Origin of the sequence: Streptomyces sp. NBC_00669, from assembly GCF_036226785.1 — a bacterium.
In the GTDB taxonomy this organism is placed as follows: Bacteria; Actinomycetota; Actinomycetes; order Streptomycetales; family Streptomycetaceae; genus Actinacidiphila.
Map to the genome: position 1 here is coordinate 6569074 of NZ_CP109018.1, position 24596 is coordinate 6593669.

Annotated in this window: 16 protein-coding genes and 3 tRNA genes; 12 read left to right on the plus strand and 7 right to left on the minus strand. The window is 73.7% G+C overall.

Annotated features, from left to right (window positions below; genetic code table 11):
* Positions 1 to 216 precede the first annotated feature (216 nt).
* Together dnaG and OG896_RS27730 are read left to right on the plus strand one after the other, a co-directional pair.
* A complete protein-coding gene (dnaG, locus tag OG896_RS27725; protein WP_329369669.1) occupies positions 217 to 2166 on the plus strand; it encodes a DNA primase in 1950 nt (649 codons plus the stop codon).
* A 162-nt stretch (positions 2167 to 2328) separates the two neighbouring features.
* A complete protein-coding gene (locus OG896_RS27730) occupies positions 2329 to 3555 on the plus strand; it encodes an RNA polymerase sigma factor (RefSeq protein ID WP_443057163.1) in 1227 nt (408 codons plus the stop codon).
* Positions 3556 to 3742: 187 nt separating this feature from the next.
* Here the strand turns inward: OG896_RS27730 and OG896_RS27735 are convergent, their stop codons facing one another.
* The 4 genes from OG896_RS27735 to OG896_RS27750 all read right to left on the minus strand — a co-directional run bounded on the left by OG896_RS27735 (position 3743) and on the right by OG896_RS27750 (position 9714).
* Entirely contained in the window at positions 3743 to 5659 is a 1917-nt protein-coding gene (locus OG896_RS27735; protein WP_329374326.1) for an ABC transporter ATP-binding protein, read from the minus strand.
* A 62-nt stretch (positions 5660 to 5721) separates the two neighbouring features.
* Positions 5722 to 7458, minus strand: coding sequence for an ABC transporter ATP-binding protein (locus OG896_RS27740; RefSeq protein WP_329369673.1), 1737 nt, complete (start codon positions 7456 to 7458; stop codon positions 5722 to 5724).
* A gap of 288 nt (positions 7459 to 7746) precedes the next feature.
* Complete coding sequence (locus OG896_RS27745; protein ID WP_329369675.1) at positions 7747 to 9195, minus strand: FGGY family carbohydrate kinase; 1449 nt, start codon at positions 9193 to 9195, stop codon at positions 7747 to 7749.
* Between the two features lie 222 nt (positions 9196 to 9417).
* Entirely contained in the window at positions 9418 to 9714 is a 297-nt protein-coding gene (locus tag OG896_RS27750; RefSeq protein ID WP_328463753.1) for a YtxH domain-containing protein, read from the minus strand.
* Positions 9715 to 9895: 181 nt separating this feature from the next.
* On the opposite strand from OG896_RS27750, the gene OG896_RS27755 reads away from it, so the two are divergent.
* From OG896_RS27755 to OG896_RS27770, 4 genes are all read left to right on the plus strand, one after another.
* Positions 9896 to 9968, plus strand: a tRNA-Asn gene (locus OG896_RS27755).
* Positions 9969 to 9972: 4 nt separating this feature from the next.
* Positions 9973 to 10045, plus strand: a tRNA-Asn gene (locus OG896_RS27760).
* A gap of 166 nt (positions 10046 to 10211) precedes the next feature.
* Positions 10212 to 10285: transfer RNA gene (locus OG896_RS27765), tRNA-Ile, on the plus strand.
* Between the two features lie 407 nt (positions 10286 to 10692).
* Positions 10693 to 11175 (plus strand): ATP-binding cassette domain-containing protein, encoded by a 483-nt coding sequence (locus OG896_RS27770; RefSeq protein WP_329369677.1) that lies wholly within the window; start codon positions 10693 to 10695, stop codon positions 11173 to 11175.
* 156 nt (positions 11176 to 11331) lie between these two features.
* Here OG896_RS27770 and OG896_RS27775 read toward each other — a convergent pair whose 3' ends face one another.
* Together OG896_RS27775 and OG896_RS27780 are read right to left on the minus strand one after the other, a co-directional pair.
* Positions 11332 to 12210 (minus strand): ABC transporter permease, encoded by an 879-nt coding sequence (locus OG896_RS27775; protein WP_329369679.1) that lies wholly within the window; start codon positions 12208 to 12210, stop codon positions 11332 to 11334.
* Positions 12207 to 13334, minus strand: coding sequence for an ATP-binding cassette domain-containing protein (locus OG896_RS27780; RefSeq protein ID WP_329369681.1), 1128 nt, complete (start codon positions 13332 to 13334; stop codon positions 12207 to 12209). Before OG896_RS27780 ends, OG896_RS27775 begins: the two co-directional genes overlap by 4 nt.
* Before the next feature lie 64 nt (positions 13335 to 13398).
* On the opposite strand from OG896_RS27780, the gene OG896_RS27785 reads away from it, so the two are divergent.
* The 6 genes from OG896_RS27785 (at position 13399) to OG896_RS27810 (ending at position 23611) form a co-directional block, all read left to right on the plus strand.
* The gene (locus tag OG896_RS27785; protein ID WP_329369683.1) at positions 13399 to 14037 is read left to right on the plus strand and encodes a TetR/AcrR family transcriptional regulator; all 639 of its coding nucleotides are present in this window, start codon (positions 13399 to 13401) and stop codon (positions 14035 to 14037) included.
* A gap of 687 nt (positions 14038 to 14724) precedes the next feature.
* A complete protein-coding gene (locus tag OG896_RS27790; RefSeq protein WP_329369686.1) occupies positions 14725 to 16728 on the plus strand; it encodes a serine protease in 2004 nt (667 codons plus the stop codon).
* Complete coding sequence (locus OG896_RS27795) at positions 16725 to 19562, plus strand: serine/threonine-protein kinase (RefSeq protein ID WP_329369688.1); 2838 nt, start codon at positions 16725 to 16727, stop codon at positions 19560 to 19562. The genes OG896_RS27790 and OG896_RS27795 overlap by 4 nt, the downstream gene beginning before the upstream one ends.
* Positions 19563 to 19683: 121 nt before the next feature.
* Positions 19684 to 21381 carry a VWA domain-containing protein gene (locus tag OG896_RS27800; RefSeq protein WP_329369690.1) on the plus strand — a complete coding sequence of 566 codons (1698 nt, stop codon included), beginning with the start codon at positions 19684 to 19686 and terminating at the stop codon, positions 21379 to 21381.
* Positions 21378 to 22316, plus strand: coding sequence for a hypothetical protein (locus OG896_RS27805; protein ID WP_329369691.1), 939 nt, complete (start codon positions 21378 to 21380; stop codon positions 22314 to 22316). Before OG896_RS27800 ends, OG896_RS27805 begins: the two co-directional genes overlap by 4 nt.
* Positions 22313 to 23611 carry an extracellular solute-binding protein gene (locus OG896_RS27810; RefSeq protein WP_329369693.1) on the plus strand — a complete coding sequence of 433 codons (1299 nt, stop codon included), beginning with the start codon at positions 22313 to 22315 and terminating at the stop codon, positions 23609 to 23611. Before OG896_RS27805 ends, OG896_RS27810 begins: the two co-directional genes overlap by 4 nt.
* Before the next feature lie 101 nt (positions 23612 to 23712).
* Here OG896_RS27810 and OG896_RS27815 read toward each other — a convergent pair whose 3' ends face one another.
* Positions 23713 to 24552, minus strand: coding sequence for a helix-turn-helix transcriptional regulator (locus tag OG896_RS27815; RefSeq protein WP_328463730.1), 840 nt, complete (start codon positions 24550 to 24552; stop codon positions 23713 to 23715).
* Positions 24553 to 24596: the final 44 nt, after the last annotated feature.

A 24596-nucleotide genomic window follows, 5' to 3' on the forward strand; every position in this document is an offset into this window, starting at 1 on the left:
GCGTCTCCTCGCAGATTAGGAAAGCTTCCTAACGAATACGGAGGAAGCTAGTGCCGCCCCGCCCCCGGGTCAATGCGTCCGACCCGACGCCTTCCCCCTCTTCCCCCCGGCCGCCTCCCTCGGGCCGCACCGCCCTCACGGCCCTCACGCCCCCCGGGTCGCCGCCCGGCCCGCCGCCCCGCCGAACCTGTCGCCCCCGGGCCGTAGACTGCCTCCGTGGCAGGAAGGATCAGGGACGACGACGTAAGGGCGGTACGCGACGCCGTCCCGATCGACGCCGTCGTCTCCGACTACCTCCAGCTCAAGAGCGCCGGTGGCGGCAACCTCAAGGGCCTTTGCCCCTTTCACGACGAGAAGTCCCCTTCCTTCCAGATCAGCCCGTCCAAGGGTCTTTACCACTGTTTCGGTTGCGGCGAGGGCGGGGACACCCTCGCGTTCGTGATGAAGGTCGACCACCTGTCCTTCACCGAGGCCGTGGAGCGGCTCGCCGCGCGGGCCGGGATCACGCTGCGGTACGAGGAGGGCAGCAGTGTCCCCGGGCGGCAGCAGGGCGAGCGCATCCGGCTGGTGGAGGCGCACCGCACGGCCGCCGCGTTCTACGTGGAGCAACTGGGCTCGGCGGAGGCGGAGATCGGGCGGAAGTTCCTCGCCGGGCGCGGTTTCGACCAGAGCGCGGCCGAGCACTTCGGGGTGGGATACGCACCGGCCGGCTGGGACCACCTGGTGCGCTACCTGCGCGGAAAGGGCTTCAGCGACAAGGAGTTGATCACCTCGGGGCTGGCCTCCGAGAGCCGCAGGGGCGGCGCGATCGACCGGTTCCGCGGCCGGCTGATCTGGCCGATCCGGGACATCACCGGCGAGGTGATCGGTTTCGGCGCGCGCAAGCTGCGCGAGGACGACCAGGGCCCCAAGTACCTCAACACGCCCGAGACGCCGCTGTACCACAAGTCCCAGGTGCTGTACGGGATCGATCTCGCCAAGAAGGAAATCGCCAGGACCGGCCGCGCGGTCGTGGTCGAGGGCTACACCGACGTGATGGCCTGCCACCTCGCCGGGGTGACCACCGCGATCGCCACCTGCGGCACCGCGTTCGCCGGGGAGCACATCAAGATCCTGCGCCGGCTGCTGATGGACAACTCCACCTCGGAGGTGGTCTTCACCTTCGACGGCGACGACGCCGGGCAGAAGGCGGCGCTGCGCGCCTTCGAGGACGACCAGAAGTTCGCCGCCGAGACGTCGATCGCGATCACCCCGGGCGGCATGGACCCGTGCGAACTCCGGCTCGCCGAGGGCGATCCGGCGATCCAGCGGCTGATCGACGGCCGTACCCCGCTCTTCGCGTTCGCGCTGCGTTCGATCGTGGCCCGCTACAACCTCGACACCGACGAGGGCCGGGTCGCCGCCGTGGACGCCGCCGTGCCGGTGGTCGCCGCGATCAAGAACCAGGCGCTGCGCGACCGTTACGCGATCCGGCTGGTCGGGATGGCGGGGATCTCCACGCAGGCGGAGGAGCAGAGCATGATCCGCCGGGTGCGGGCGATGGCCCGCGCCCGCGCCGCGAGCGGCAACTCCGGCCCCGGGCCCGGCGCGGACTCCGGGCGCGGCGGTCCGGCCCGCGGCCCGTACCGCGGCGGCCCGTCCGGCCCCCAGGAGAGCGGCGACCGCCGCCCGCCGTCCGGCCCCCGGCTCGACCTGCGCAGCCCCGCCCACCGCGTGGAGCGCGAACTGCTCAAGCTCGCGCTCCAGTTCCCCGACCTGGTCTCCCCGGCCTTCGACGCCTACGGCGAGGACGAGTTCACCGGGCCCCCGTACGCCGCGGTGCGCCGCGCCATCGCCGAGGCGGGCGGCGCGGAGTACGCCGACGGGGAGTATCTGCTGCGGGTGCGCGACGCCGCGCCCGACGACACCGTGCGCGGCATGGTCACCGAACTGGCCGTCGAACCGGTCATGCACAAGGTCCCCGAGATGTACGCCGGCGAGGTGCTGGTCCGGGTCCGGCTGCTCGCGGTGGACCGCCGGGTGGCGCAGGTCCACGCCACCGGGGCCCGCCTGGCCGCGCAGGGTGTCCCGTCCGACGCTCCCGAGGCCACCGCGGCCGCGAACGAACTGTGGGCCCTCCAGCAGTACGCCCAGCGGCTGCGCGTCAACGGAGCGGCGGCGCTCTAGGCGGCAGGCCGGGCGGCCTGGGCGGGCGCTTCACGGTGGCCCGTGCGGTGCTCGCGGCGGGTCGGTCGAGCGGGTCGGGCAGCGCTCGCGGCGGGTCGTTCGGGGCCGCCGCGGCCCGCCCGGGTACCCCGGTGACGGGCAAGTCATACGCGGTGACATGGCGTGAAAAAGGGCCCGCACGACCCTCGTGGCGGGCGGCGTGGTGGGTCACACTGGGGTCCCGGTGCCGAGCCCTCTTTTGAGCCCGACGACGCGCTCACCGCGGAGGTCGCTTCCGTGCGGACACACGCCCAGATCCAGATCACGCCCGACGTGCCGATACCTCCTGCCGTGGCCGAGGTGGTGGTGCGGGAACCCCCTGCGGAGGTTGCGGACGCCGCGGACGAGCCGCGGGTGCTGGAGCCACCGGTGGAGGAACTGCGGGCGATCGAGTACCCGCCGGACGAGCCGCGCATCCACCGCGTGGACACCTCCGCGGGGCCGTCCGCCGACCTCTTCCGCCAGTACCTGCGCGAGATCGGCCGTATCCCGCTGCTCACCGCCGCGGACGAGGTCGATCTGGCCCGGCGGGTGGAGGCGGGCCTGTTCGCGGAGGAACGGCTGGCCGCGTTCCCCGATCTGGACTCCCAACTCGCCTTCGACCTGGACCGGTTGGTGGTCCTGGGCCGGATGGCCAAGCGCCGGCTGATCGAGGCGAACCTGCGCCTGGTGGTGTCGGTGGCAAAACGTTACATCGGGCGCGGCCTGACCATGCTCGACCTGGTCCAGGAGGGCAACCTCGGCCTGATCCGCGCGGTCGAGAAGTTCGACTACGCCCGCGGCTACAAGTTCTCCACGTACGCGACCTGGTGGATTCGCCAGGCGATGTCTCGCGCGCTGGCCGACCAGGCCCGCACGATCCGGGTACCCGTGCACGTCGTGGAGCTGATCAACCGGGTGGTGCGGGTGCAGCGCCGGCTGCTCCAGGAACGCGGCTGCGAGCCGACCCTCGAGGAGGTCGCCGAGCAACTGGAGCTGACCCAGGAGCGGATCGGCGAGGTGCTGCGGCTGGCCCAGGAACCGGTCTCCCTGCACGCGCCGGTCGGCGAGGAGGACGATGTCGCCTTCGGCGACCTCATCGAGGACAGCGACGCCGCCTCCCCGGTGGAGTCCGCCGCCTTCCTCCTGCTGCGCGAACACCTCGAAGCGGTCCTGTCCACCCTCGGCGAGCGCGAACGCAAGGTCGTCCAACTCCGCTACGGCCTCACCGACGGCCGCCCCCGCACCCTCGAGGAGATCGGCGCCATCTTCGGCGTCACCCGCGAGCGCATCCGCCAGATCGAGTCCAAGACCCTGAGCAAGCTCCGCGACCACACCTTCGCGGAACAACTCCGCGGCTACCTCGACTGAGCGGGCCGAGGCGGGAGCGCCCCGCGACCACTTCCCGCTGACGCGCCGGCGTGATGGCGTGGTGGCGGAGCGTGGAGTTCTGCCGTCGGGCTTCTCGTGCGGTGGGTGCGGGGTACGACACATCCAAGAACTGGTCGCCGCCCGCCCGCCCCCTCGCGGAGCCAACCGCCAGGGGGCGAGCCCGTGTTCAGTCGACCTCGGCCACGGCCTGCGCGAACTGCGCCGAGTACAGGCGCGCGTACGCCCCCTCCTTGGCGAGCAACTCGTCGTGGGTGCCCTGTTCGACGATCGACCCCGACTCCATGACGAGGATGACGTCGGCGTCGCGGATCGTGGACAGCCGGTGCGCGATGACGAAACTGGTCCGCCCGTGGCTGAGCTTGGCCATCGCGCGCTGGATCAGCACCTCGGTGCGGGTGTCGACGGAACTGGTCGCCTCGTCCAGCACCAGGATCACCGGGTCGGAGAGGAACGCCCGGGCGATCGTGATGAGTTGCTTCTCGCCCGCGCTGACCCCGGTGCCCTCGTCGTCGATGACCGTGTCGTAGCCCTCGGGGAGGGTACGGATGAAGCGGTCGGCGTGCGCGGCCCTCGCCGCCTCCTCGATCTGCTCGCGGGTGGCGCCCTCGTGGCCGTAGCCGATGTTCTCCGCGATGGACCCGCCGAACAGCCAGGTGTCCTGGAGCACCATGCCTATCGAGGAGCGCAGGTCCTCCCGGGACATCGCGGCGATGTCCGTGCCGTCCAGGGTGATCCGGCCACCGGAGACCTCGTAGAACCGCATCAGCAGGTTCACCAGGGTGGTCTTGCCCGCGCCGGTCGGCCCGACGATCGCCACGGTGTTCCCGGGCTCCACCTTCAGCGACAGGTCGTCGATCAGCGGCTTGTCCGGCAGGTAGCGGAAGTCGACCTTCTCCAGCGCCACCCGGCCGCGCAGCTCCTGCGGGCGGGCCGGGTGCTGCGGCTCGTCGGACTGCTCCTCGGCGTCGAGGAGTTCGAAGACCCGCTCGGCCGAGGCCACCCCGGACTGGATCAGGTTCGACATGCTCGCGACCTGCGTGAGCGGCTGGCTGAACTGCCGCGAGTACTGGATGAACGCCTGCACGTCGCCGACCGACAGCGTGCCGGACGCGACCCGCAGCCCGCCGATCACCGCCACCAGCACGTAGTTGAGGTTGCCGATGAACATCATCAGCGGCTGGATGGTGCCCGAGATGAACTGCGCCCGGAAACCGGACCGGAACAGCGCCTCGTTCTCCTTCTCGAAGACCTCCGCGGACTCCTGCGCCCGGCCGAAGACCTTCACCAGCGAGTGCCCGGTGTACATCTCCTCGATGTGCGCGTTCAGCGTGCCGGTGGTCTTCCACTGCTGCACGAACTGCGGCTGCGCCCGCTTGCCGACCTGGGTGGCCACCAGCAGCGTCACCGGCACGGTGACCAGCGCGACCAGGGCCAGCAGCCAGGAGATCCAGAACATCATCGCCAGCACGCCGATGATGGTCAGCAGCGAGTTCACCAGCTGGCCCATGGTCTGCTGCATGGTCTGGCCGATGTTGTCGATGTCGTTGGTGACGCGGCTGAGCACCTCGCCGCGCGGCTGCTGGTCGAAGTACGACAGCGGCAGCCGGGACAGCTTGTCCTCGACGTCGCGGCGCAGCCGGTACACCGCGCGGTTGATCACCTTCGTCGCGGTGCGCATCTGCAGCACGCTGAGCACGGCCGCGCCGAGGTACACGCACAGCGCGATCAGCAGCACGCCGCCGATCGCACCGAAGTCCATGCCCTTGCCGGGAGTGAAGTCGATGCCCGACATCAGGTCCGCGACCTTGCCGTTGCCGTGCGCGCGCAGCGTGTCCAGCACCTGCTGCTTGCTGCCGCCGTGCGTCTGCCGGCCGATCACCCCGGCGAAGATCAGGTCGGTGGCGTGGCCGAGGATGCGCGGGCCGGTCACCGTCAGCGCGACGCTGGCGGTGCCGAGGGCCAGCACCAGGTACATCCATATCCGGTCCGGCCGCATCAGCCGGATCAGCCGCTTCAGCGAGCCCTTGAAGTCCATGGACCGCTCGATCGGGCCGCCGCCCATGAACCGGCCCGGCCCCGCCATCGGTGCCGGCCCGCGCCGCGTGGGCGCCTTCTTCAGCGGGTCCCCGCCCGCGCTCTCGCCGCTCACGCCGCCGCCTCCTGCTCGGTGAGCTGGGACAACACGATCTCCCGGTAGGTCTCGTTGTCCTGCATCAGCTCGGTGTGGGTGCCCGTGCCGACCACCCGGCCCTCGTCGAGGACGATGATGCGGTCCGCGTCGCGGATCGTGGAGACCCGCTGGGCGACGATCACGACGGTGGCCTCGGCGGTCTCCTCCGCGAGCGCGCGGCGCAGCGCCGCGTCGGTGGCGTAGTCGAGCGCGGAGAAGGAGTCGTCGAAGAGGTAGATCTCGGGGCGGCGCACCAGGCAGCGGGCGATCGCCAGCCGCTGCCGCTGGCCACCGGAGACGTTGCTGCCGCCCTGGGCGATCGGCGCCTCCAGCTCGCCGTCGAGCTTGCGGACGAAGTCCTCGGCCTGCGCGACCTTCAGCGCGTGCCACAGCTCCTCGTCGGTGGCGTCCGGCTTGCCGTAGCGCAGGTTGCTGGCGACGGTGCCGGAGAACAGGTACGGCTTCTGCGGCACCAGGCCGACGGTCTCGGCGAGCAGCGCGGGATCGACCTGGGCGACGTCCTCGCCGTCGACCAGCACCCGGCCGGCGGTCGCGTCGTACAGCCGCGGGATCAGGCCGAGCAGGGTGGACTTGCCGCTGCCGGTGGAGCCGATCACGGCGGTGGTCTGGCCGGGCCGGGCCTCCAGGTCGACCTCGCGCAGCACGGCCACCTCGGCGCCCGGGTAGGCGAAGGTGGCGCCGCGCAGTTCGAGGTGGCCGTGCCGGCGCAGGGAGGTGATCGGCGCGGTCGGCGGGACCACGCTGGAGTCGGTGCCGAGCACTTCCTCGATCCGCTCGGCGCAGACCTCGGCGCGCGGCACCATCATGAACATGAAGGTGGCCATCATCACCGACATCAGGATCTGCATCAGGTAGCTGAGGAACGCGGTGAGCGCGCCGATCTGCATCCCGCCGCTGTCGATCCGGTGCGCGCCGAACCACAGCACGGCCACGCTGGAGATGTTCACGATCGCCATCACGGTCGGGAACATCAGCGCCATCAGCCGCCCGGTGGACAGCGACACCGCGGTCAGCTCGTCGTTGGCGGCGCCGAACCGGCGCTGCTCGTAGCCGTCCTTGACGAACGCGCGGATCACGCGGATACCGGTGATCTGCTCGCGCAGCACCCGGTTCACCGAGTCGACGCGCGTCTGCATGGTGCGGAAGAGCGGGCGCATCCTGCGGACGATCAGGCTCACCGAGACACCGAGCACCGGCACCACCACGAGCAGCAGCGCCGACAGCGGGACGTCCTGGCCGAGCGCCATGATGATGCCGCCGACGCACATGATCGGCGCGGCCACCATGAGCGTGAAGCTCATCAGCACCAGCATCTGGACCTGCTGCACGTCGTTGGTGGTCCGGGTGATCAGCGACGGCGCCCCGAACTGGCCGACCTCGCGGGCGGAGAAGCTCTGCACCTGCGTGAAGACGGACTTGCGGATGTCGCGGCCGACGGCCATCGCGGTGCGCGCGCCGTAGAAGACCGCGCCGATCGCGCACGCCATCTGCACGACGGTCACACCGAGCATGACCCCGCCCAGCCCGACGATGTAGCCGGTGTCACCCTTGACCACGCCGTTGTCGATGATGTCGGCGTTGAGGGTCGGCAGGTAGAGGGCACCGATCGTGGAGAGCAGCTGGAGCAGCACCAGTACCGCGATGGGGCGTTTGTACGGTCGCAGATGGGACCGTAGGAGTCGGATCAGCACAATCGGGTTCCTCGGGTTGCCTCGGGCAGGGCACGGGCTGGGACGCTGACCGTAAGGACGCGGCGGCCGCCCGGAGGGTTGAGCGACGGATCAACCTATCCTCCGGCATGGCGGCGGCGCACCGGGATAACCCGGATTTTGCCGATCCGGTCCGGGCCGTACGGTCCGGACCGGGCAGCACGGTCCCGTCCGGGCGTTACGGTGCGGGGGCCGGTCCGGGTGGCCCGCCCGCGTGGCCCTTCGCGGGCCCCCGTCCTTCGCCCCCAGCCCCCCGGCCCCGGCCCCGGGTCAGCGCAGCGCGTCGAAGGCGCCCGGGTGCGTGTGCTCGCGTACCGACGTGTACTGCTGGCGGACCGCGGTGCCCACGGCCGCGTCGTCACCCGGCTCGAACCGCCGGGCGCCCGCCGGCTCCCACTCCGGCGCCTCGCCCTGGGCCTGCGACCCGAGCACCGCGCCGAGCGACCAGGCGGCCTGCCGGGCGGCCCCCAGCGCGGCGTACTCCCCGGCCTGCGGCACCACCACCTCGGCGCCGAACAGCGGCGGGGCGATCCGCTGTACGGCGGGCAGTTCGGCCGCCGCGCCCAGCAGGAACACCCGGCGCACCTCGACGCCCTTGCCGCGCAGCACGTCCAGCGCGTCGGTCAGCGCGCACAGCATCCCCTCGAACGCGGCCCGCGCCAGGTGCTCCGGCTTCATCGAGTCGCGCCGCAGCCCGCTGAGCGTGCCCGCGGTGTGCGGCAGGTCGGGGGTGCGCTCGCCCTCCAGGTAAGGCAGCAGCACCAGCCCGTACGCACCCGGCGTGGAGGTCAGCGCCAGCTCGGACAGGCCGGGCAGGTCGGTGCCGAGCAGTTCCGCGGTGCCGCGCAGGGTGCGGACCGCGTTGCGGACCTGGAGCAGCGGCAGGTGGCGGCCGGTCGCGTCGGCGTACGAGGTGATGGTGCCGGTCGGGTCCTTCAGCGCCTCGTGGTGCACCGCGAAGACGGTGCCGGCCGCGCCGAGCGAGACCACCGCGTCGCCGGGGCCCAGGCCCAGGCCGAGCGCGGCGGCCATGGTGTCGCCGGTGCCGGCCGAGATCAGCAGGCCCTCGGGGGTCTGCCCGGCGGGCTCGGCGGGGGCGAGCACCTCCGGCAGCCGGACGCTGTGGCCGAGGGCGCGCTCCACCAGGTCGGGGCGGTACTCGCCGGTGGCCGCGGACCAGTAGCCGGTGCAGGACACGTCGCCGCGGTCGGTCGTACGGCGCTCGGGGCGGCCCAGCAACTGCCAGACCAGCCAGTCGTGCGGGAGCATCACCTCGGAGACGCGCTTGGCGGCGGCCGGTTCGTGCTGGGCCAGCCAGCGCAGCTTCGCCACCGGGTGCGACGCCTGCGGCACCGCGCCGACCGCCTCGGCCCAGCCGGCCGGGCCGCCCAGCTCGTCCACCAGGTCCGCGGCCTGCACCTGGGCCCGCTTGTCGCCGCGCAGCAGCGCCGGGCGCACCATCACGCCGCCGGCGTCCAGCGCCAGCATGCCGTGCTGCTGCCCGGCGATGCCGATCGCCTGCACGCCCTCCAGCACCCCGCCGGTCGCCGCCTCGCCCAGGGACAGCAGCCACGCCTGCGGGTCGATCTCGGTGGGCTTCTCGCCGTCGTCGAGGGGATGCGGGGCGTGGCCCTGCCGCACCACGGCCCCGGTGTCCGTGTCGCACACGACGATGGTGGTGCCTGTGGTCGAGCTGTCTATACCGGCGACTTTCCCCATGCGCCGATGATGCCGTACGGCGGGCCCGGCGCGCGCCCCTCCCGGGGATCACGAATGGGGACGGATGCCCGCGGGGGCGGCAGAGCGGACGGGTCCGCACACGTCCGGGTACGGACGTGCGCGGAGTGACGTTCACCCGGAGGCGTGCACGGACATGCGGGCGCGCGGGGCCCGGGCCGGGTACGGCCGGGCGCCCGCGCGACGGGACGGGGGTGCGGCGGGTCAGGTGTTCGAGGTGCCCCAGTCGCTGTCGGGCGCGTTGCCGTTGCGGCCCGCGCGCATCTTTCCGGCCAGGGCGTCGGGCATCCGGTCGCCGACCTTCGCCGTCACCGTCTCCTTCGCCTTGCCCGCGGCGGTACGGCCCTGCTGCATCGCGGACTCCGCGGTGTTCCGCACCGCCGGGTTCTGCGCGAGCTTCCGGGCGGCCTCCCGGATCTGCTCGTACCGCTCCCGCCCGGCCCGCGCGCCGAGCACGAAACCGACCAGGGCTCCGGTGATGAACGTCAGCCGGTAGCGCATGGCTCCACCCTTCCTAACTCCGGTTCTGCCGGACCTGTGGCGCGCCTACCCTGCGTCGCCGGGGGCAACCCCGTGCAAGCAGTTGGCGGAGCACCCCCCTGCTTGCGCTAATGTATGTGTCGCACCGAGAGCGCGCCTTCCGGGAGGACCCTGGGGGGTGCATTCGGTGCATGTAGCGCGATCCCCTGTAGCTCAATTGGCAGAGCAGCCGGCTGTTAACCGGCAGGTTACTGGTTCGAGTCCAGTCGGGGGAGCTGATCCCCTGTAGCTCAATTGGCAGAGCAGCCGGCTGTTAACCGGCAGGTTACTGGTTCGAGTCCAGTCGGGGGAGCGCGGAATCAGGACCCTTCGGGGTCCTTTTTCGTCCCCCGGGCCGCTGTCCCGCCCTCACCTCCGGTCGCGTCGCGTCCACCTGACGACGCGTCCGTACACCCGCGAGGGCGACAGATCGTATGAGCGGCTATGCTGCGGCAGACGGCGCGCACGGCACGCCGCACGGGGCGGTAGCTCAGCCGGTTAGAGCAGCGGACTCATAATCCGTCGGTCGTGGGTTCGAGTCCCACCCGCCCCACCCTGCCGGCCTTCCCCGCCACCCGGACCCACCTGCGGAAACCGCTCTGCCGAGCCTTCCCGCGGGGGCCTCCGCGGGACCCTCGAACGGCCGATGAGCCCGGGGTGGGCCCGGGAGTCTGGCTTCCTCCGATCGGACGAGTCCGCGGGGACGGGCCGGGCGGCGCGGTTCGGGGCGTCGGTGGCGAGGTCGCGTTCGACGGGGTCCGGGTCGACGGTGCCCGGGTCGAGGGGGTCCGGGCTGACCGCCACGGCGGCCGCCGCGGGAGCGGAGCGGCTGATCGGCATCCTGCGCACCGGCGGCGCGACGGTCACGCCGTATCCCACCGCCGCCTCCCGCACCGGCCGACTCGACCCGCGCGGAGTCCACTTCGGCTGTCCCGGCGCCGGCGGAACCATCCCGGCGAGGTGGTGGCGGTCACCGGGCCGAGCGGCGCCGGCAAGTCCACGCTGCTCGCGCTGCTGATGCGCTTCCACGACCCGGACGCGGGGCTGATCCGGCTGGACGGCGCCGACCTCAGGGACCTGCCGCTCCACCGGCTGCGGCAGACGGTCACACTGCTGCCGCTGCGCACCCGCATCCTCAGCGGCAGCGTCCGGGAGAACATCGCCTGCGGCCGGCCGGGCGCGACCGACGAGGAGATCCGGCGGGCCGCCCGTACGGCAGGGGCGCACGGATTCGTCACCGCGCTCGACGACGGCCGCTTCACCCGGCTGTCCGGCGGCCGGCTCCTGCGCATCGCGATCGCCCGCGCCCTCGTGCGCGACACGCCCGTCCTCGTCCTCGACGAGCCGACCACCGCACTCGACTCGCGGGCGGCCCACGACCTCCTCCCCGCGCTGCCTGGCCTGTCCGCCGGCCGCCCCCCGCCATCGTCAGCCACGACGTGAGCCTCGCCGCCCGGGCCGACCGCGTGCTGGTCCTCGACGAAGGACGCCTCGCCGAATCCGGCACCCGCACCCAACTGCTCGCCCGGGGCGGCCGCCAGGCGGGCCTCCACGCCTGAGCGCCGCTGCCACGGGTCCGGGCGGGTCCCAGGCGGTCGCTCACCTCTGCTTGCTGTACAGGCGCAGGGCGATCGGGGCGCAGACGAGCGCGAGGGCGGCGGTGGCGGTCAGGGACCAGGTGACCGCGCCGGCGGTGTGGCCGGTGTCGTTCATCAGGTCGCGGGCCGCGGTGGCGACGTGGCTGAGCGGGTTGACGCGGACGACGGCCTGGAGCCAGCCGGGCATGGTGCGGGGCTGGACGAAGATGTTGCTGGCGAACGAGAGCGGCATGAGGACGGCGTTGGCGATGCTGATGACCACCGCCGGGTCGCGGACGAGCAGGGCGACCGCGGCCCACAGCAGGGACAGCGACAGTCCGAAGGCGACGACGAGGGCGACGGCGGCGAGCACGCCCGGCACGCCGCCGTCGGCGCGGTAGCCCATGGCCAGGCCGAGGCCCACCACGATGGCGGAGGCGAACAGGTAGCGGGCGGCGTCGCTGAGCAGACCGCCGAGCACGAAGGCGCCGCGCCAGATCGGCAGGCCGCGGAAGCGGTCGAAGGCGCCGCTGCGCACGTCCTGGGCGAGGCGGCCGCCGCCGTACATGGTGACGATGGCGATGCTCATGCTGAGCACCCCGGGCAGCAGGATCGTGAGGTAGTCGCCGGTCGAGCCGCTGATCGCGCCGCCGAACAGGTAGGTGAACAGCACGGTGAACAGGATCGGGATGGCGGCCGAGTCCACGAGCTGCTTGGGGTCGTGCTTGATCTTGAGCAGGGCGCGCCGGCCGAAGGTGGCCGAGGCGGTGAGCGCGGAGGCGCGGCGGGCGGAGCGTCCGGCGGCGAGCAGGGCGTCGATCGGGTCGGCCGGTGCGGGGGTGGGGCGGGCGGAAGAGGCGGAGGTGGCAGCGGAGGAGGCCGAGGCGGCGGAAGTGCTCATACGGTCGGGTCCTTGCGGTCGTCGGCGGTGGCCGGGCCGGCCGGGTGGCCGGTCAGCGCGAGGAACGCCTCGTCGAGGCTGGGCCGGCCGAGGGAGAGGTCGGCGACGCCCACGCCGGCGTCGGCGAGCCGGGTCATGGCGCGCCCGACCAGCCGGCCCATGTCCCGTGCCCCGTCCGTGCTTTGCGCACCCGGCGCCTCGTTCACGCCCGGCGCCCCGGCCGTGTCCTGCGGGTCCTGCGCGTCCTGCCTGCCCCGCGGGTCCGGCCTGGTGGCGAGCGATACGGACAGGGCGAGCGGGTCGGCGGCGAGCCGGATCGTGCCCTCCAGGCTGCCGGCCAGGATGTCGCGGGCCTTCGGACGCTGCTCGCCGTCGAGGAGCCGCAGGTGCAACGTGCCCGAGCCGACCCGGGACTTGAGCTGGGCGCTGGTGCCTTCGGCCACGATCCGGCCGTTGTCGATGACCGCGATCCGCTCGGCGAGCTGGTCGGCCTCTTCGAGGTACTGGGTGGTGAGCAGCACCGTGGTGCCGGCCGCGGCGACGTGGCGGACCAGCTCCCACACCTGGTTGCGGCTGCGCGGGTCGAGACCGGTGGTCGGCTCGTCGAGGAAGAGCAGGTCGGGGGTGACGACCAGGCTGGCGCCGATGTCGAGCCGGCGGCGCATGCCGCCCGAGTAGCCGCCGACCGGCCGCCCGGCCGCCCCGGTCAGGTCGAACGCGGCGAGCAGGTCGTCGGCGCGCCGCCTGGCGGCGGCCCGGGTCAGGCCGTGTAACCGGCCCAGGACCAGCAGGTTCTCGTATCCGGTCAGGTCCTCGTCGAGGGAGGCGAACTGGCCGGTCACCGCCACCCGGGCGCGGATCGCGTCGGCCTCGGTCACCACGTCGTGGCCGAGGACGCGGGCGGTGCCGGCCGAGGGGCGGGTCAGCGTGGCGAGGATACGGATCGTGGTGGTCTTTCCGGCTCCGTTGGGGCCGAGGAACCCGAACACCTGGCCGCGCCGGATCGTGAGGTCGATCCCGTCCAACGCCCGGCTCTCGCCGTAGACCTTGACCAGGCCGCGTGCCTCGATCGCCGGATGGTCGTCTCCGCTCCCTGGTGCTCCACTCCAGCTTTTCTTTGACATGCCGTAAGAGTTGGCTAACTCTGTCGGCTTGTCAAGGTTACGCTCGGGCGCATATCGTCGCGGCATGGCCGACCCGCACGACCCGCACGACGTCCCCGCACCGCACGGCATCCCCGCACCGCCGCCGCCGTCACGGCGCCGCCGGGCCGACGCCCGGCGCAGCATCGACGCGATCCTCAACGCGACCCGGGTGGTGCTCGGCGAGCGGCCCGACGCGAGCATGGAGGACATCGCCGCGGCGGCCGGCGTCACCCGCCAGACCGTCTACGCGCACTTCTCCTCGCGGGAGGTCCTGGTCGCGGCCCTCGTCGAGGTCGCGTCCGCCGAGTTCGCCGCGCTGCTCGACGAGGCCGCTCTCGACACCGCCCCGCCCGCCGACGCGCTGACCCGGTACCTCGACGCCGGATGGCGGTTCCTCGACCGCTACCCCCTCCTGCTGCACTCCGCCACGGCCCAGATCCCGCGGCCCGCCCACGACCCCCACGACTTCGTGCCCCCGCGGCTCGCCCGGCTCGTCCGACGCGGCCAGTACGCGGGCGACTTCGACCCGGCGCTGCCCGCGGACTGGCTCGCCGCCGCCATCCTCGGGCTCCAGCACACCGCCGTGGACCAGGTCGCGGCCGGGCTGCTGACCAACGACAAGGCGGCGGAGCTGTGTGCGGAGAGCGCGCTGCGCCTCTGCGGCGGCCAGGCACAGCCGTAGCCCCATTGGTGGCCGTGCCGTGGCCGTGCCGTAGCCGTAAGGGCGCGGGTCGGCGGTCACGCGCCTCGGCCCACCAGGACCAGGACCCGGGACGGGCCGGGGTGCGCCGAGGCTCCGCCGCGCGTCCGCTCGGGCAAAGGGAGTTGCGCCCTGGGCCGATCCGTTTGCGCCCGTGGCCACGGCCAGGGCCTGTGTCCTGCCGGCCTTAGGAGTCCGCGGCTGCACCGGCTGGGGCGGCACCCGTCGCCTCAGCGAGGCGCCGAATCCGCCCGGTTCGCTCCTGACGCCCGGCGCGACGACCGGCCCCGCCGGCGCCGTCGGCGGAACCTGAGGCCGAGGCCCACGCACGGGGGCCGCGTACCGGCGCCCGGTACGCGGAAAGTGCCCGCCACCTGGACCGGCGCGACCCGAAGGTTCGTCGTCCCAGCGCGGAGGGCACTTTTCGCGTGCACGGCGAGCGGCGATCAGCAGGAGAGGTTGCCGATCGGTGCGGTGATTCGGTGCGTGGACGGGTGTGGAGATCGGTGTGGAGATCGGTGCGGGGTGGGCGTGGGGATCGGTTCGGCGGAGCCGCGGCGCCGGACGGCGCCCATGCCCGCACTCCGCGCGCCTGGCTCCACGCGGTCACGGGTGATCGTCCGTCCAACCGGGCGGACATGATGGGGCGTCAGGCGTAGAGTGCCTGATATGGAAGCCGAAGGGGGAATCGGCGGCCGGAGCTCCTGGGCGGCGCCGTCGTGGGCGGTACGTATCCGGCGGGGCGATGGGACGATCGCGGGGGCCGGAGTGCTGGTCGACCCGGAATGGGTACTGACGCACGCGGGGGCGGTCGCCGAAGGAGAGCGCGTCACCGCGGAGTTGGTCGGCGCCGGCGGGGTCTCGCTGCACGCGGTCGCGGACCAGGTGTGCGCGGCCGAGGCGGGCGGGGTGGCGCTGCTGCGGCTGGACGGGTCCGGCCCGGCGGGCGCGGCCGGTTCGCTGCGCCGGCTGTCCGTGCCGCACCGCAGGGTGCGGATGTACGGCTTCCCGGCCGCCGACGGCACCGGGCGGTGGATGGCCGCGGCCACGGAAGCCGTGGCGAGCGGCACCGACGGGCGGGTCCGGCTGGCGCCGGCCGGTCCGGGCGCGGCGGGCTTCGGCGGCGCCGGGGTCACCGACGCCGCCACCGGCGACATCGTCGGCGTGGCGCTGCCCGGAAACGTGAACGGCGACCGCGCGGGCCCGTATCTGAGCCCGGCCGAGACCGTCGTACGCCACCTGCCGCGCGCCCGCGGCTGGACCCGCGGCTGGGCCGCCGTCGACGAGCGGCTGGACGTGCTCGGCCGCGAACGGGGCATGTTCGACCCGCACTTCGCGCAGCGGCTGGCGGAGTGGTTCCGCGGTGACCGCCCGAGGTCCGTGCCGCGCCCGCCGGGCGCGCCGCATGCGCCGGGCGCGCCGGTCCGGCCCGGTCCGGCCCGCACCCGACGGCGTACCGGCGACGGCAGCCAGGTCAAGATCAGCCAGGTCCGGGCCGATCACCCGGTGCGGGTGACCACGCTCTGCCGTGCTCTCCGGCTCGCCGACCGCGAACTGCCCGGCCCGGCCGCCGGTGACGCGGAGACCGACCCGCCGCCCGGTGGCCTCGACCTGGCGCTGAGCGCGTCCGGCCGCAGCACCCTGTGGATCGCCGAGCGGGTCGCCGACCGGCTCGGCGTGCTCCCGGAGGGCCGGGAGGACATCGACGACACGGGCATCGACGCGATCGTCCGGCGCATCCTCGCCGCCTCGACCACCCTCACCCTCGTCCTGGTCGGGGTCGACGAGGCGCCCGACCCCGACGGGCTGCTCGACCTGCTCGCCCGGCTGCGCGTGCACGGCGACCGCATGCTGCTGGTCTTCCGCCGCGACGGGGCCCATGTCGCCCGCGCGGAGAGCCAGTTGGTGATCGAGCCGAGCCAGCAGCGGCAGGCGCGGCTGGTGGGGATGCTGACCGAGATCACCGGCCCGCTCGCCGACGCGCTGCACGAGCGGATGGCCGAGGTGCGCGCCGACTGCGACCGGGCGCTGGACGCGCTGGTCAAGGCGCACGCGGTACGGACCACCATGGCGGGCACGGTCGGTGTGGCGGCCGGACGCGGCGGGCACCCGGACCTCGCCCGGTTCGAGCGGGTGGCGGTCCGGGCCGAGCGGCGGATCAGGGAGGCCGTCGAGCGCCTCGACCCGCTGATCGAGCGCCGCGCGGAGCTGATCGGACGCCTCGACTCGTACCAGGTGCTCCACCAAACGGCTTTGGACAGCGAGGACTTGGCCGCGGAGGACCGTTACCAGGCCGCCTACGAACTGCTGCACGCCCGGCCCTGCGACCTGGCCGCAGCGGAGGTCGCGATGCGCGAGTACGCCGGCTTCATCGAGCGATGGAGCAGCAGGCACCCGCAACGGCGGGGGCCGTCGGGCCCGGGGGCGGACGGGCAGCCGGGGAGCGGGGACGGTGCGGGGGAGGGGGCGGAGGCGCACCACGTTGCGTCGCCGAACCGTCGTGCGGAGCCGAACCACGAGGTGGAGCCGAACCACGGTGCCGGGCCGAACCACGGTGCCGGGCCCAACCACGGTGCCGGGCCGTACCGCGCCGCCGGACCCCGCCACGCTTCCGAGCTTGGCCAAGTCCCTTTACGTGAACCGGATCAGGAGGGAGGCGAGCCCCGACTGTGACCGACCCGCCCGTGCGCTGCCCGCGCCCCGGATGCGACGGCACCCTCATGTCCACCGGCTTCTGCGACACCTGCTCCCGGATGCCGCCCGCGGCGGCCCCTCGCGGCGTCACCTCCGTATCCCCACCGAGGACCGCGCCCGCGCCTGCCCCCACCCCTCCGCCTGCCCCCGCACCCGCGCCCCCGTCCCCGCCGACGCCCACCCCTGCGCCCGCTCCCGCTCCCGCGGCCACACTCGCGGCCACACCCGCCCGTGAAGGAGCCGGTCCCGGACCGGACCGGCCCCGCACGCCCGGGCCCCGTACCGGCGCGGACAGCTCGGCGGACTTACCCGACGGCGAGTCCGGCCGTACCGACAGCCGCCGCGAGCGCGCCCGCCGGCAGCGCGCCACGCGCCGCACCGCCGACCGCGACCGCCAGGGTGACCGTGACCGCCAGGGTGACCGCGACCGTTCCGCCGAGGACGCCGCGTCCCGGCCCGGCCTCGCACCGGCCCCCGCCGTCCCCAACTTCGACACGTTGGACAGCGACGGCCTCGTCCCGCTCCCCGACATCCCCGCGCCGCCGCTCGCCAGCATCGCCCGCGCCCCCAGCCCGCCGCCGGTCGGCGGCCGGCCCTGCGGCATCCCGGAGTGCCCCGGCACCATCGGGCTGGCGTACGACGGCGGGCCGCCACCCGACCACGGTTACTGCCCCGAGTGCGGCACGCCGTACTCCTTCCGCCCGCAACTGCGCGTCGGCGACGAGATCGGCGAGGCGAGCCGGCAGACGTACCGCGTGCTCGGCTATCTCTCGCCGGGCGGCACGAGCTGGGTGTACCTCGCCGAGGACACCGAGCTGAAGGACCTGCGGGTGGTGCTCAAGGCCCAGATCAACAACAGCGACGCCATCGCCCGCCTGCGCGCGGTCGAGGAGATGCGCTCGCTCGCCTCGCTGCACCACCGGGACGTGGTCGGCGTCATCTCCTCGCGCAAGCACCTCGCGCCGGGCGAGGAGGAGCCCACCGACTACATCGTGATGGAGTACGTCGCCGGGCGCCCGCTGAACCTGCTGCTGAGGTCGAACCCGGACGAGCTGGCGGAGCTGTTCGGCGAGCCGTTCGCCCTCGACCACGTGGTGACGTACGGCTGCAAGATCCTCGGCGCCCTGGAGTACCTGCACGACCAGGGGCTGCTCTACTGCGACATGAAGCCCGCGAACGTCATCCACTACGGCCGGCAGATCAAGTTGATCGACCTCGGTGCGGTGCGCCGCAAGGACGACCGCGCCACCCGGCTGTCGTACACCCGCAACTACGCCCCGCCGTCAAGGGAGTTGAGCCAGCGCGGGTTCCATGTCGACAGCGACCTGTTCACGGTCGGCCGCACCCTGAACGAGCTGTACGACAAGGCGGTGCCGGCCGCCGGGCTCGCCGAGCGCTCCTTCGACCGGCTGATCGCCCGCGCCACGCACGACGACCCGGCCGCCCGCTTCACCTCGGCGGCGCAGATGTCCCGGCAGCTGTGGGAGGTGCTGCGGGAGCACCGCGCGCTGAGCCGGCACGAGCGGCACCCCGAGCGCTCCACCCGGTTCGAACCGACCGCGGTGCTCTTCGGCGCGGTGCTCGGCGAGGCCCCGGGCACCGGCTACTGGACGGGGCGGGGCGGGCGGACCGGGCAGGCCGGGCAGGCCGGGCAGGCCGGGCAGGCCGGGCAGGCCGTCGGGGCCGCACCGGAGCTGGAGTTCGGCGCGCCCGGCCCGAAGGAGGTGGCCCGCGCGCTGCCGGTGCCGATCCCCGACCCGGACGACGGCGCCGTGGTCTTCCTCGGCCGGCTGGGCGCGGCGGTGCCCGAGCGCGTCGCGGAGCGGGTGCTGCACGATCCGCCGCTGCGTACGGTCGAGGTGGCGCTGTGGCTGTGCCGCGGCTACCTGTGGCGCGGCGGCGAGGAGGCGGCCGAACAGGCCGCGGCGTGGCTGGCCGAGGCGGAGCGGCTGATGGGCCCGGACGCCGCGGCCTACGACTGGCGGCTCGCCTGGCACCGCGGCCTGCGCGACCTGATGAACGACCAAGTGCACACGGCACAGGGCTACTTCGAGGCCGTCTACGACATCGTGCCCGGCGAGTGGGCGCCCAAGCTCGCGCTCGGCTACTGCGCCGAGCGCCTGCGCGACCCCGAGCAGGACGTCAGCCGCTACTACGAGGCGGTCTGGGAACGCGACCGCACCCAGGGCAGCGCCGCGTTCGGCCTGGCCCGCGGCCACCTGCGCGCCGGGCACCGTACGGCGGCGGTCCGGGTGCTGGGCGAGGTCCCCTCCACCTCACGGCATTACGACACCGCGCGGATCGCGATGATCCGGGTGCTCACCGGGCGGCTGCCGGGCGCCGACCCCACCGCGGCCGACCTGCGCGACGCCGCCGACCGGATCGCCGAACAGCCCTCCGGCGCGGCCAAGAAGCGGCTGGTCGCGGAGGTGCGGGAGCAGGAGTACGCGCGACGGCTGGCGGCGGCGACGTCGCCGGGCGGACCCGAGGAGGCGGCGCACAGCCGAGGCGCCGCTCCCGTCGGCCAACCCGCGCAAGCAGAAGGGGTGTTGACGCGGCTACGCGGCCGGCTGGGCCGCCTGCCGGTGCTCGGCACCCACCGGCCGCCGACCGGTCCCGACGGCGCCTGGCTCGACCGGCCGTTCCCCGCGCTGCCGCCCGGGGAGCTCTTCGAGGGCGCGGCCGACGGACGCCGGCTGGCCACGCTGCTGCACGAGTCGCTGCACGACCTGGCCGACCAGGGGCAGGACGCGGCCGAGCGCGGCGACCTTCTCGACCGGGCCTACGCGGTCCGTCCGGAGAGCAGGTTCTGACGGCACCGGCGGCGGACCCGTGCCGGCCCCGGGCCCTCCGACCGACCTACCTACCCACCTACCGAGCGACCGACCTACCGAGGCGACCGACCGAGCGAGCGGTGAGGAGCAGCAGGCAGCAGTGGACACTCACGGGAGCACGAGCGGGGACGCGGGCGCGTACGGTGACGGGCCCGGCTCCGGGCCGCCGGTCCCGCCCAACGGGCCTGGCGCGGAAGCGGGTTCGAGCCCGCCGCCGTACCAGCGCCAGGGCCAGCATCAGGACCAACGCCAGGACCAGCACCAGCACCAGGGCGCCGGTCACCGCCAGGACGCGGCCGGCCCCGCCGTCGGGCTCGGGATCAGCCAGCGCATGTACCTCCCGGCGGGAGCCGGCGCGCAGGACCTGCACGCCATCCTGACCGTGCACGTCGACGGCATCGACGAGGCCGCGGCCACGGGCGCCGCCGCGGGCGCCGACGGGCCGCCGCTCGCCGAAGTCCTCGTCGTGGACTGCTCGGTCTCGATGAACGTACCGGAGAAGAAGATCCACGCGGCCCGGCAGGCCGCCGTCACCGCGCTGAAGGCGCTCCCGGACGGCACCCCGTTCGCGATCGTCAAGGGCACCCACCACGCGGTGACCGTCTACCCGCCCTCCGGACCGATGCGCCCGGCCTCCGCGGCGACCCGGGCCGAAGCGGCGCTCGCGGTGTACGCCATGCAGGCCGGCGGCGGCACCTGCGTCGGCAACTGGCTCGACCTGGCAGGCACGTTGCTCGCCGAGCAGTCCGCGCCGATCCCGCACGTGCTGATGCTCACCGACGGCCGGAACGAGCACGACGACCGCAACCCGCTCGCCGCGGTGCTCGACACCTGGCAGGGCCGCTTCCTGTGCGACGCCTGGGGCATCGGCAAGGACTGGGACGCGCAGGTGCTGGTGGACGTCACCACGCGGCTGCACGGCAGCGCGGACGCGGTGCACGACGAGTCCGAACTGCCGTCCGCCTACGCGGCGTTGGTCGAGCGGCTGCTGGCCAAGCCGCTACCGGAGTTGGAGATCCGGGTGACGCCCTCACCCGGCAGCCGGCTGCGCTACCTGCGCCAGATGTTCCCCAACGAGCTGATCCTGCCGCAGACGGCGACCGAGACCGCGACCGGTGCCGCGGTCGCCTTCACCACCCGCGCCTGGGGCAACGAGGTGCGCAGGTACCAGCTGTGCCTGACGGTCGATCCGGAGGGGCGGGCGCTGGACGAGGACCTTCAGGCGGCGGTCGTGGAGGTGGTGGCGCCCGGCAGCCGGTTCCGGCCGGCGGGCGGACACCCGCCAGGGCCGGGCGAGTTGCGGCTGCCACCGGCCAAGCCGTGCCGGGTGCGGTGGACCGACGACCCGGTGCCGGCGCTGACCGGCAACGAGGAGGACGAGCACTTCGAGAAGCACCGGCGGCTGGGCGACACCGCCGGGCGGGCCGCCGAGGCGTTCCGCGTCGGGCAGCGCGAAGCCGCGGTCCGGCTGCTCGGGATCGCGGTCATGCTCGCCCACGAGCTGAACGCCCATCGCCAACTGGCCGAACTCCAGCGGATCGTGGAGATCCGCGACCCGGCCAACGGGAACGTGGTGCTGCGCGAGGGCGTGACCCGGGACGCGTTCGAGCACCTGATCACCGCGAGCACCCACACCACGCACGGCCCCACCTCCGACGGCCTGCCCGGCGGGGACCTCCAGGTGCGGCCCGTGGCCGGGCTGGTCGGCTGCCCGAAGTGCCGGGCCCCGATCCCGTCGAACGCCAAGTTCTGCCCGCACTGCCGGCACCGCCTCACGCCGAGAGTCGAGGCGCCATGAGCACCACCTCGCGCGAACTGTGGCACCGGCTCTGGCTGTTGACGGCCCTGATCACGGTCACCACGCTGGCCCTGCTCGGCTCCTACGCCGGGGTGCACAGCGACGCGGTGCCGCTGGCGTCGTCCACCGCGTCCGGCGTGCTCGACGTGGACACCGCGAAGGACGCGCTGCTCCAGGCCAAGTCCGACGCGGAACAGGACGCGGCCTCCGACGCGGCCGGCACCAGCAGCTTCTCCACCCAGGTCGCGGTCGCCAACCAGATCCTCACCTCGGCCGCGGCCGAGGACGTCACCGGGCCGAGCGGCCGGCTGACCCTCAAGACGGTCACCGGCCTGATCTCGGCGTACTCGTACTGGATCGGGCTCGCCGGACAGGTCCCGAGGGACTCGCCGCTGCACGACGGCTACATGCATGACGCGGCCAACGTGCTGGGCGCGCCCGGTGACTCGGTGGCCGGTGCGTCGCTGATGAGCCGGCTCAACGCGCTCCAGCAGGCGCAACTCGCGGTGGCGCGCCGGCAGGCGTCGTTCGGGTGGCCGCTGGTGCTGGGCTGGTGCCTGTCGGCGGTGCTGGTCGTCGCGCTGACCGCCGCGCTGGTGGAGGCACACCGCTTCCACCGGGGCCGGTTCCGGCGCCGCTGGAACCGTCAACTCGTCGCGGCGGGCGGCCTGCTGGTGTGCGGTGCGGTGGTCCTCGCGGCCTTCACCTGGCAGACCCACACCGGCCTGTTCCATGCCCGCAGGCTGCTGGAGCGGCCGCACGCGGGCGGGCAGATCAGCACCGCGGGGGCGGAAGTCGCCCGGCGGATGGCGGACACCGGCTTCCGCGCCGCGGCGGCCGGCTGGATAGTGGCCGGGGGAGTGGCACTGATGGTTCTGGTCGTGTGGGCACTGGTGCCGCGGATCAACGAGTACCGCGTCAAGGCGTCCCGATGAGGCGGCCGGACGTACGGGGATACGGCGTCATCGGCCTGTGCCTGGTGGTGGTCGCCGTGGTGGGTGTCGTGGTGGTGCGGGCGGTCGGCGGGAACGGCTCGGTGACGCTGCTGGCGAACTGGAGCGGGGGCGACGAGACGCTCTTCCGGCAGCAGGTGATCCAGCCGTTCGAGGCCGAGGAGCACATCCACGTGCTCTACCAGGGCAGTTCGGCCGAGAGTCAGGTGCTCGACGCCGACGCCGAGGCCGGCGCGCCGCCCGACATCGCGGTGCTGCCCGGTCCCGGCGAACTCGCCGACTACGCGTCCAAGGGCCAACTCGCCCCGCTGGACAGCCTGATCGACGGCAAGGACTTCAACGCGCCCTGGGCGCGCAAGGTCGACGGCCCTCCGGGCCAGGGCGCGCACTACTACTGGCTGCCGATCAAGACCGACCTGAAGAGCGCGGTGTGGTACCCGAAGGGCATGACGGCCGGACAGCGCACCGCGGCCGCGGCCGCCCCCGGCTCCTGGTGCCTGGGCATGGTCTCCGGCGCCACCTCCGGCTGGCCCGCCACCGACTGGATCGAGGACATCCTGCTCCAGCAGGCCGGTCCCGCCGTCTACCAGCAGTGGGCCGGCGGGCGCCTGCGGTGGACGGACGCGCGCGTCGCACGGGCCTGGCGGACCTGGGGCGACATGGTCGGCGCCGGCCAGGCCGCGTACGTCCGGCCCGCGGTGACGCGCCCCTACGACGTGGTCTCCCGCACCGCGGCCGGCGGAGGCGCCGCGTGCACCCTGGAGCACCAGTCGTCGTTCATACGGGCCGACGCGGGCTGGGCGAACAGCGCGGACCCCAAGCGCTCCGACGCGGACTTCGTGCACTCCGCGGACCTCATCCCCGGGTCGGACAGCGCCCAGGACGCCTGGGAGGTCTCCGGCGACCTCGCCGCGATGCTGCACGACACCCCGCAGGCACGGAAGTTGATCAGCTACCTGGCGCGGCCCGAGGTCCAGCAGAAGTGGAGCCTGTCGCAGTCCGCGTTCTCCGCCGACCGCGCGGTGCGGACCTCCGCCTACGGCGCCGACCCGGTCAGCCTCGCCGCGGCCAGGACCCTCGACTCGCCCGGAACCGTACGCTGCTACGACGCCTCCGACGCGATGCCCGCGGTGATGCGGGACGCCTTCGAACTCGCCGCGCTGCGCTACCTGGCCGAACCCGCCTCGCTGGAGCACCAGTTGACGATCCTGGATGGGGTGCGGAAGCGGCGGACCATGGTCTGGCTGCCGAAGGTCTGCGGCAGCGGCACCGGTTGACGTATCGACGCCTCAACGGCTCGACGCCTGGAACACGTTCCCTGCGCGGACCGGGTGCGGGGCGGGTGCGGACCGGGTGCAGGCCGGGGCAGCGGGGGCGTTCAGGTGCCGGGCCGCCGCGCGCCGAGGGACGACAGCAACTGGAGCTTGTCGTACGACTCGGAGCCCGGCGTGGCCGTGTACACCAGCAGCCGCTGCGACTGGTCCTCGTCGAGCAGGTTCTGGCAGTGCAGTTCGAGCAGGCCCACGTCCGGGTGGAGCATGCGCTTGATCTCGACCCTGCGCAGCCCCACCTCGTGGTCGCCCCAGATCCCGGCGAACTCCTCGCTCGACGCCAGCAGCGCGTCCACGAGTTCGCCGGCCGGCGAGTCCGGGCCGAGCGCGGTGTACCCCTCGCGCAGCCCGGCGGTGAAGAAGCGGCTGTGCTGCGGGTGGTCCGGCTCGGGGTAGGTCAGCCGGGCCACCGGGTCGGTGAACCAGCGGTAGACCATGAAGCGGTCCAGGCCGGAGTAGCCGGTCTGGTCGCCGACCAGCGCCATCGACGGCTGCGTCTGGAGCAGCGTCTCCCCGAGCACCGACATCACCTGCGCCGGGGTGTCGGCCAGCCGGTCCACGATCCGCATCATGCCCGGGCTGACGTGGTCCGCGCGCAGGCTGCGGCGCGGGGTGCCGTGGCCGGCCATCCGGAAGAGGTGGTCGCGCTCGTCGAGCGACAGGTGCAGGCCCCGGGCGATCGCGGCGAGCATCTGCTCGGACGGCTGCGGGCCGCGGGCCTGCTCGATCCGGCCGTAGTAGTCCGCGGACATCCCGCACAGCGCGGCGACCTCCTCGCGCCGCAGCCCCCTGGTCCTGCGCCGCTGCCCGCGCGGCAGCCCCACGTCCTCGGGTTGCAGCGCCTCCCGCCGGGTGCGCAGGAAGTCCGCCAGTTGTTCTCGGTCCATGATCCCAGTCTCCCTCGCCCGCCCGGCCGCCGTTCCCCGCCCGC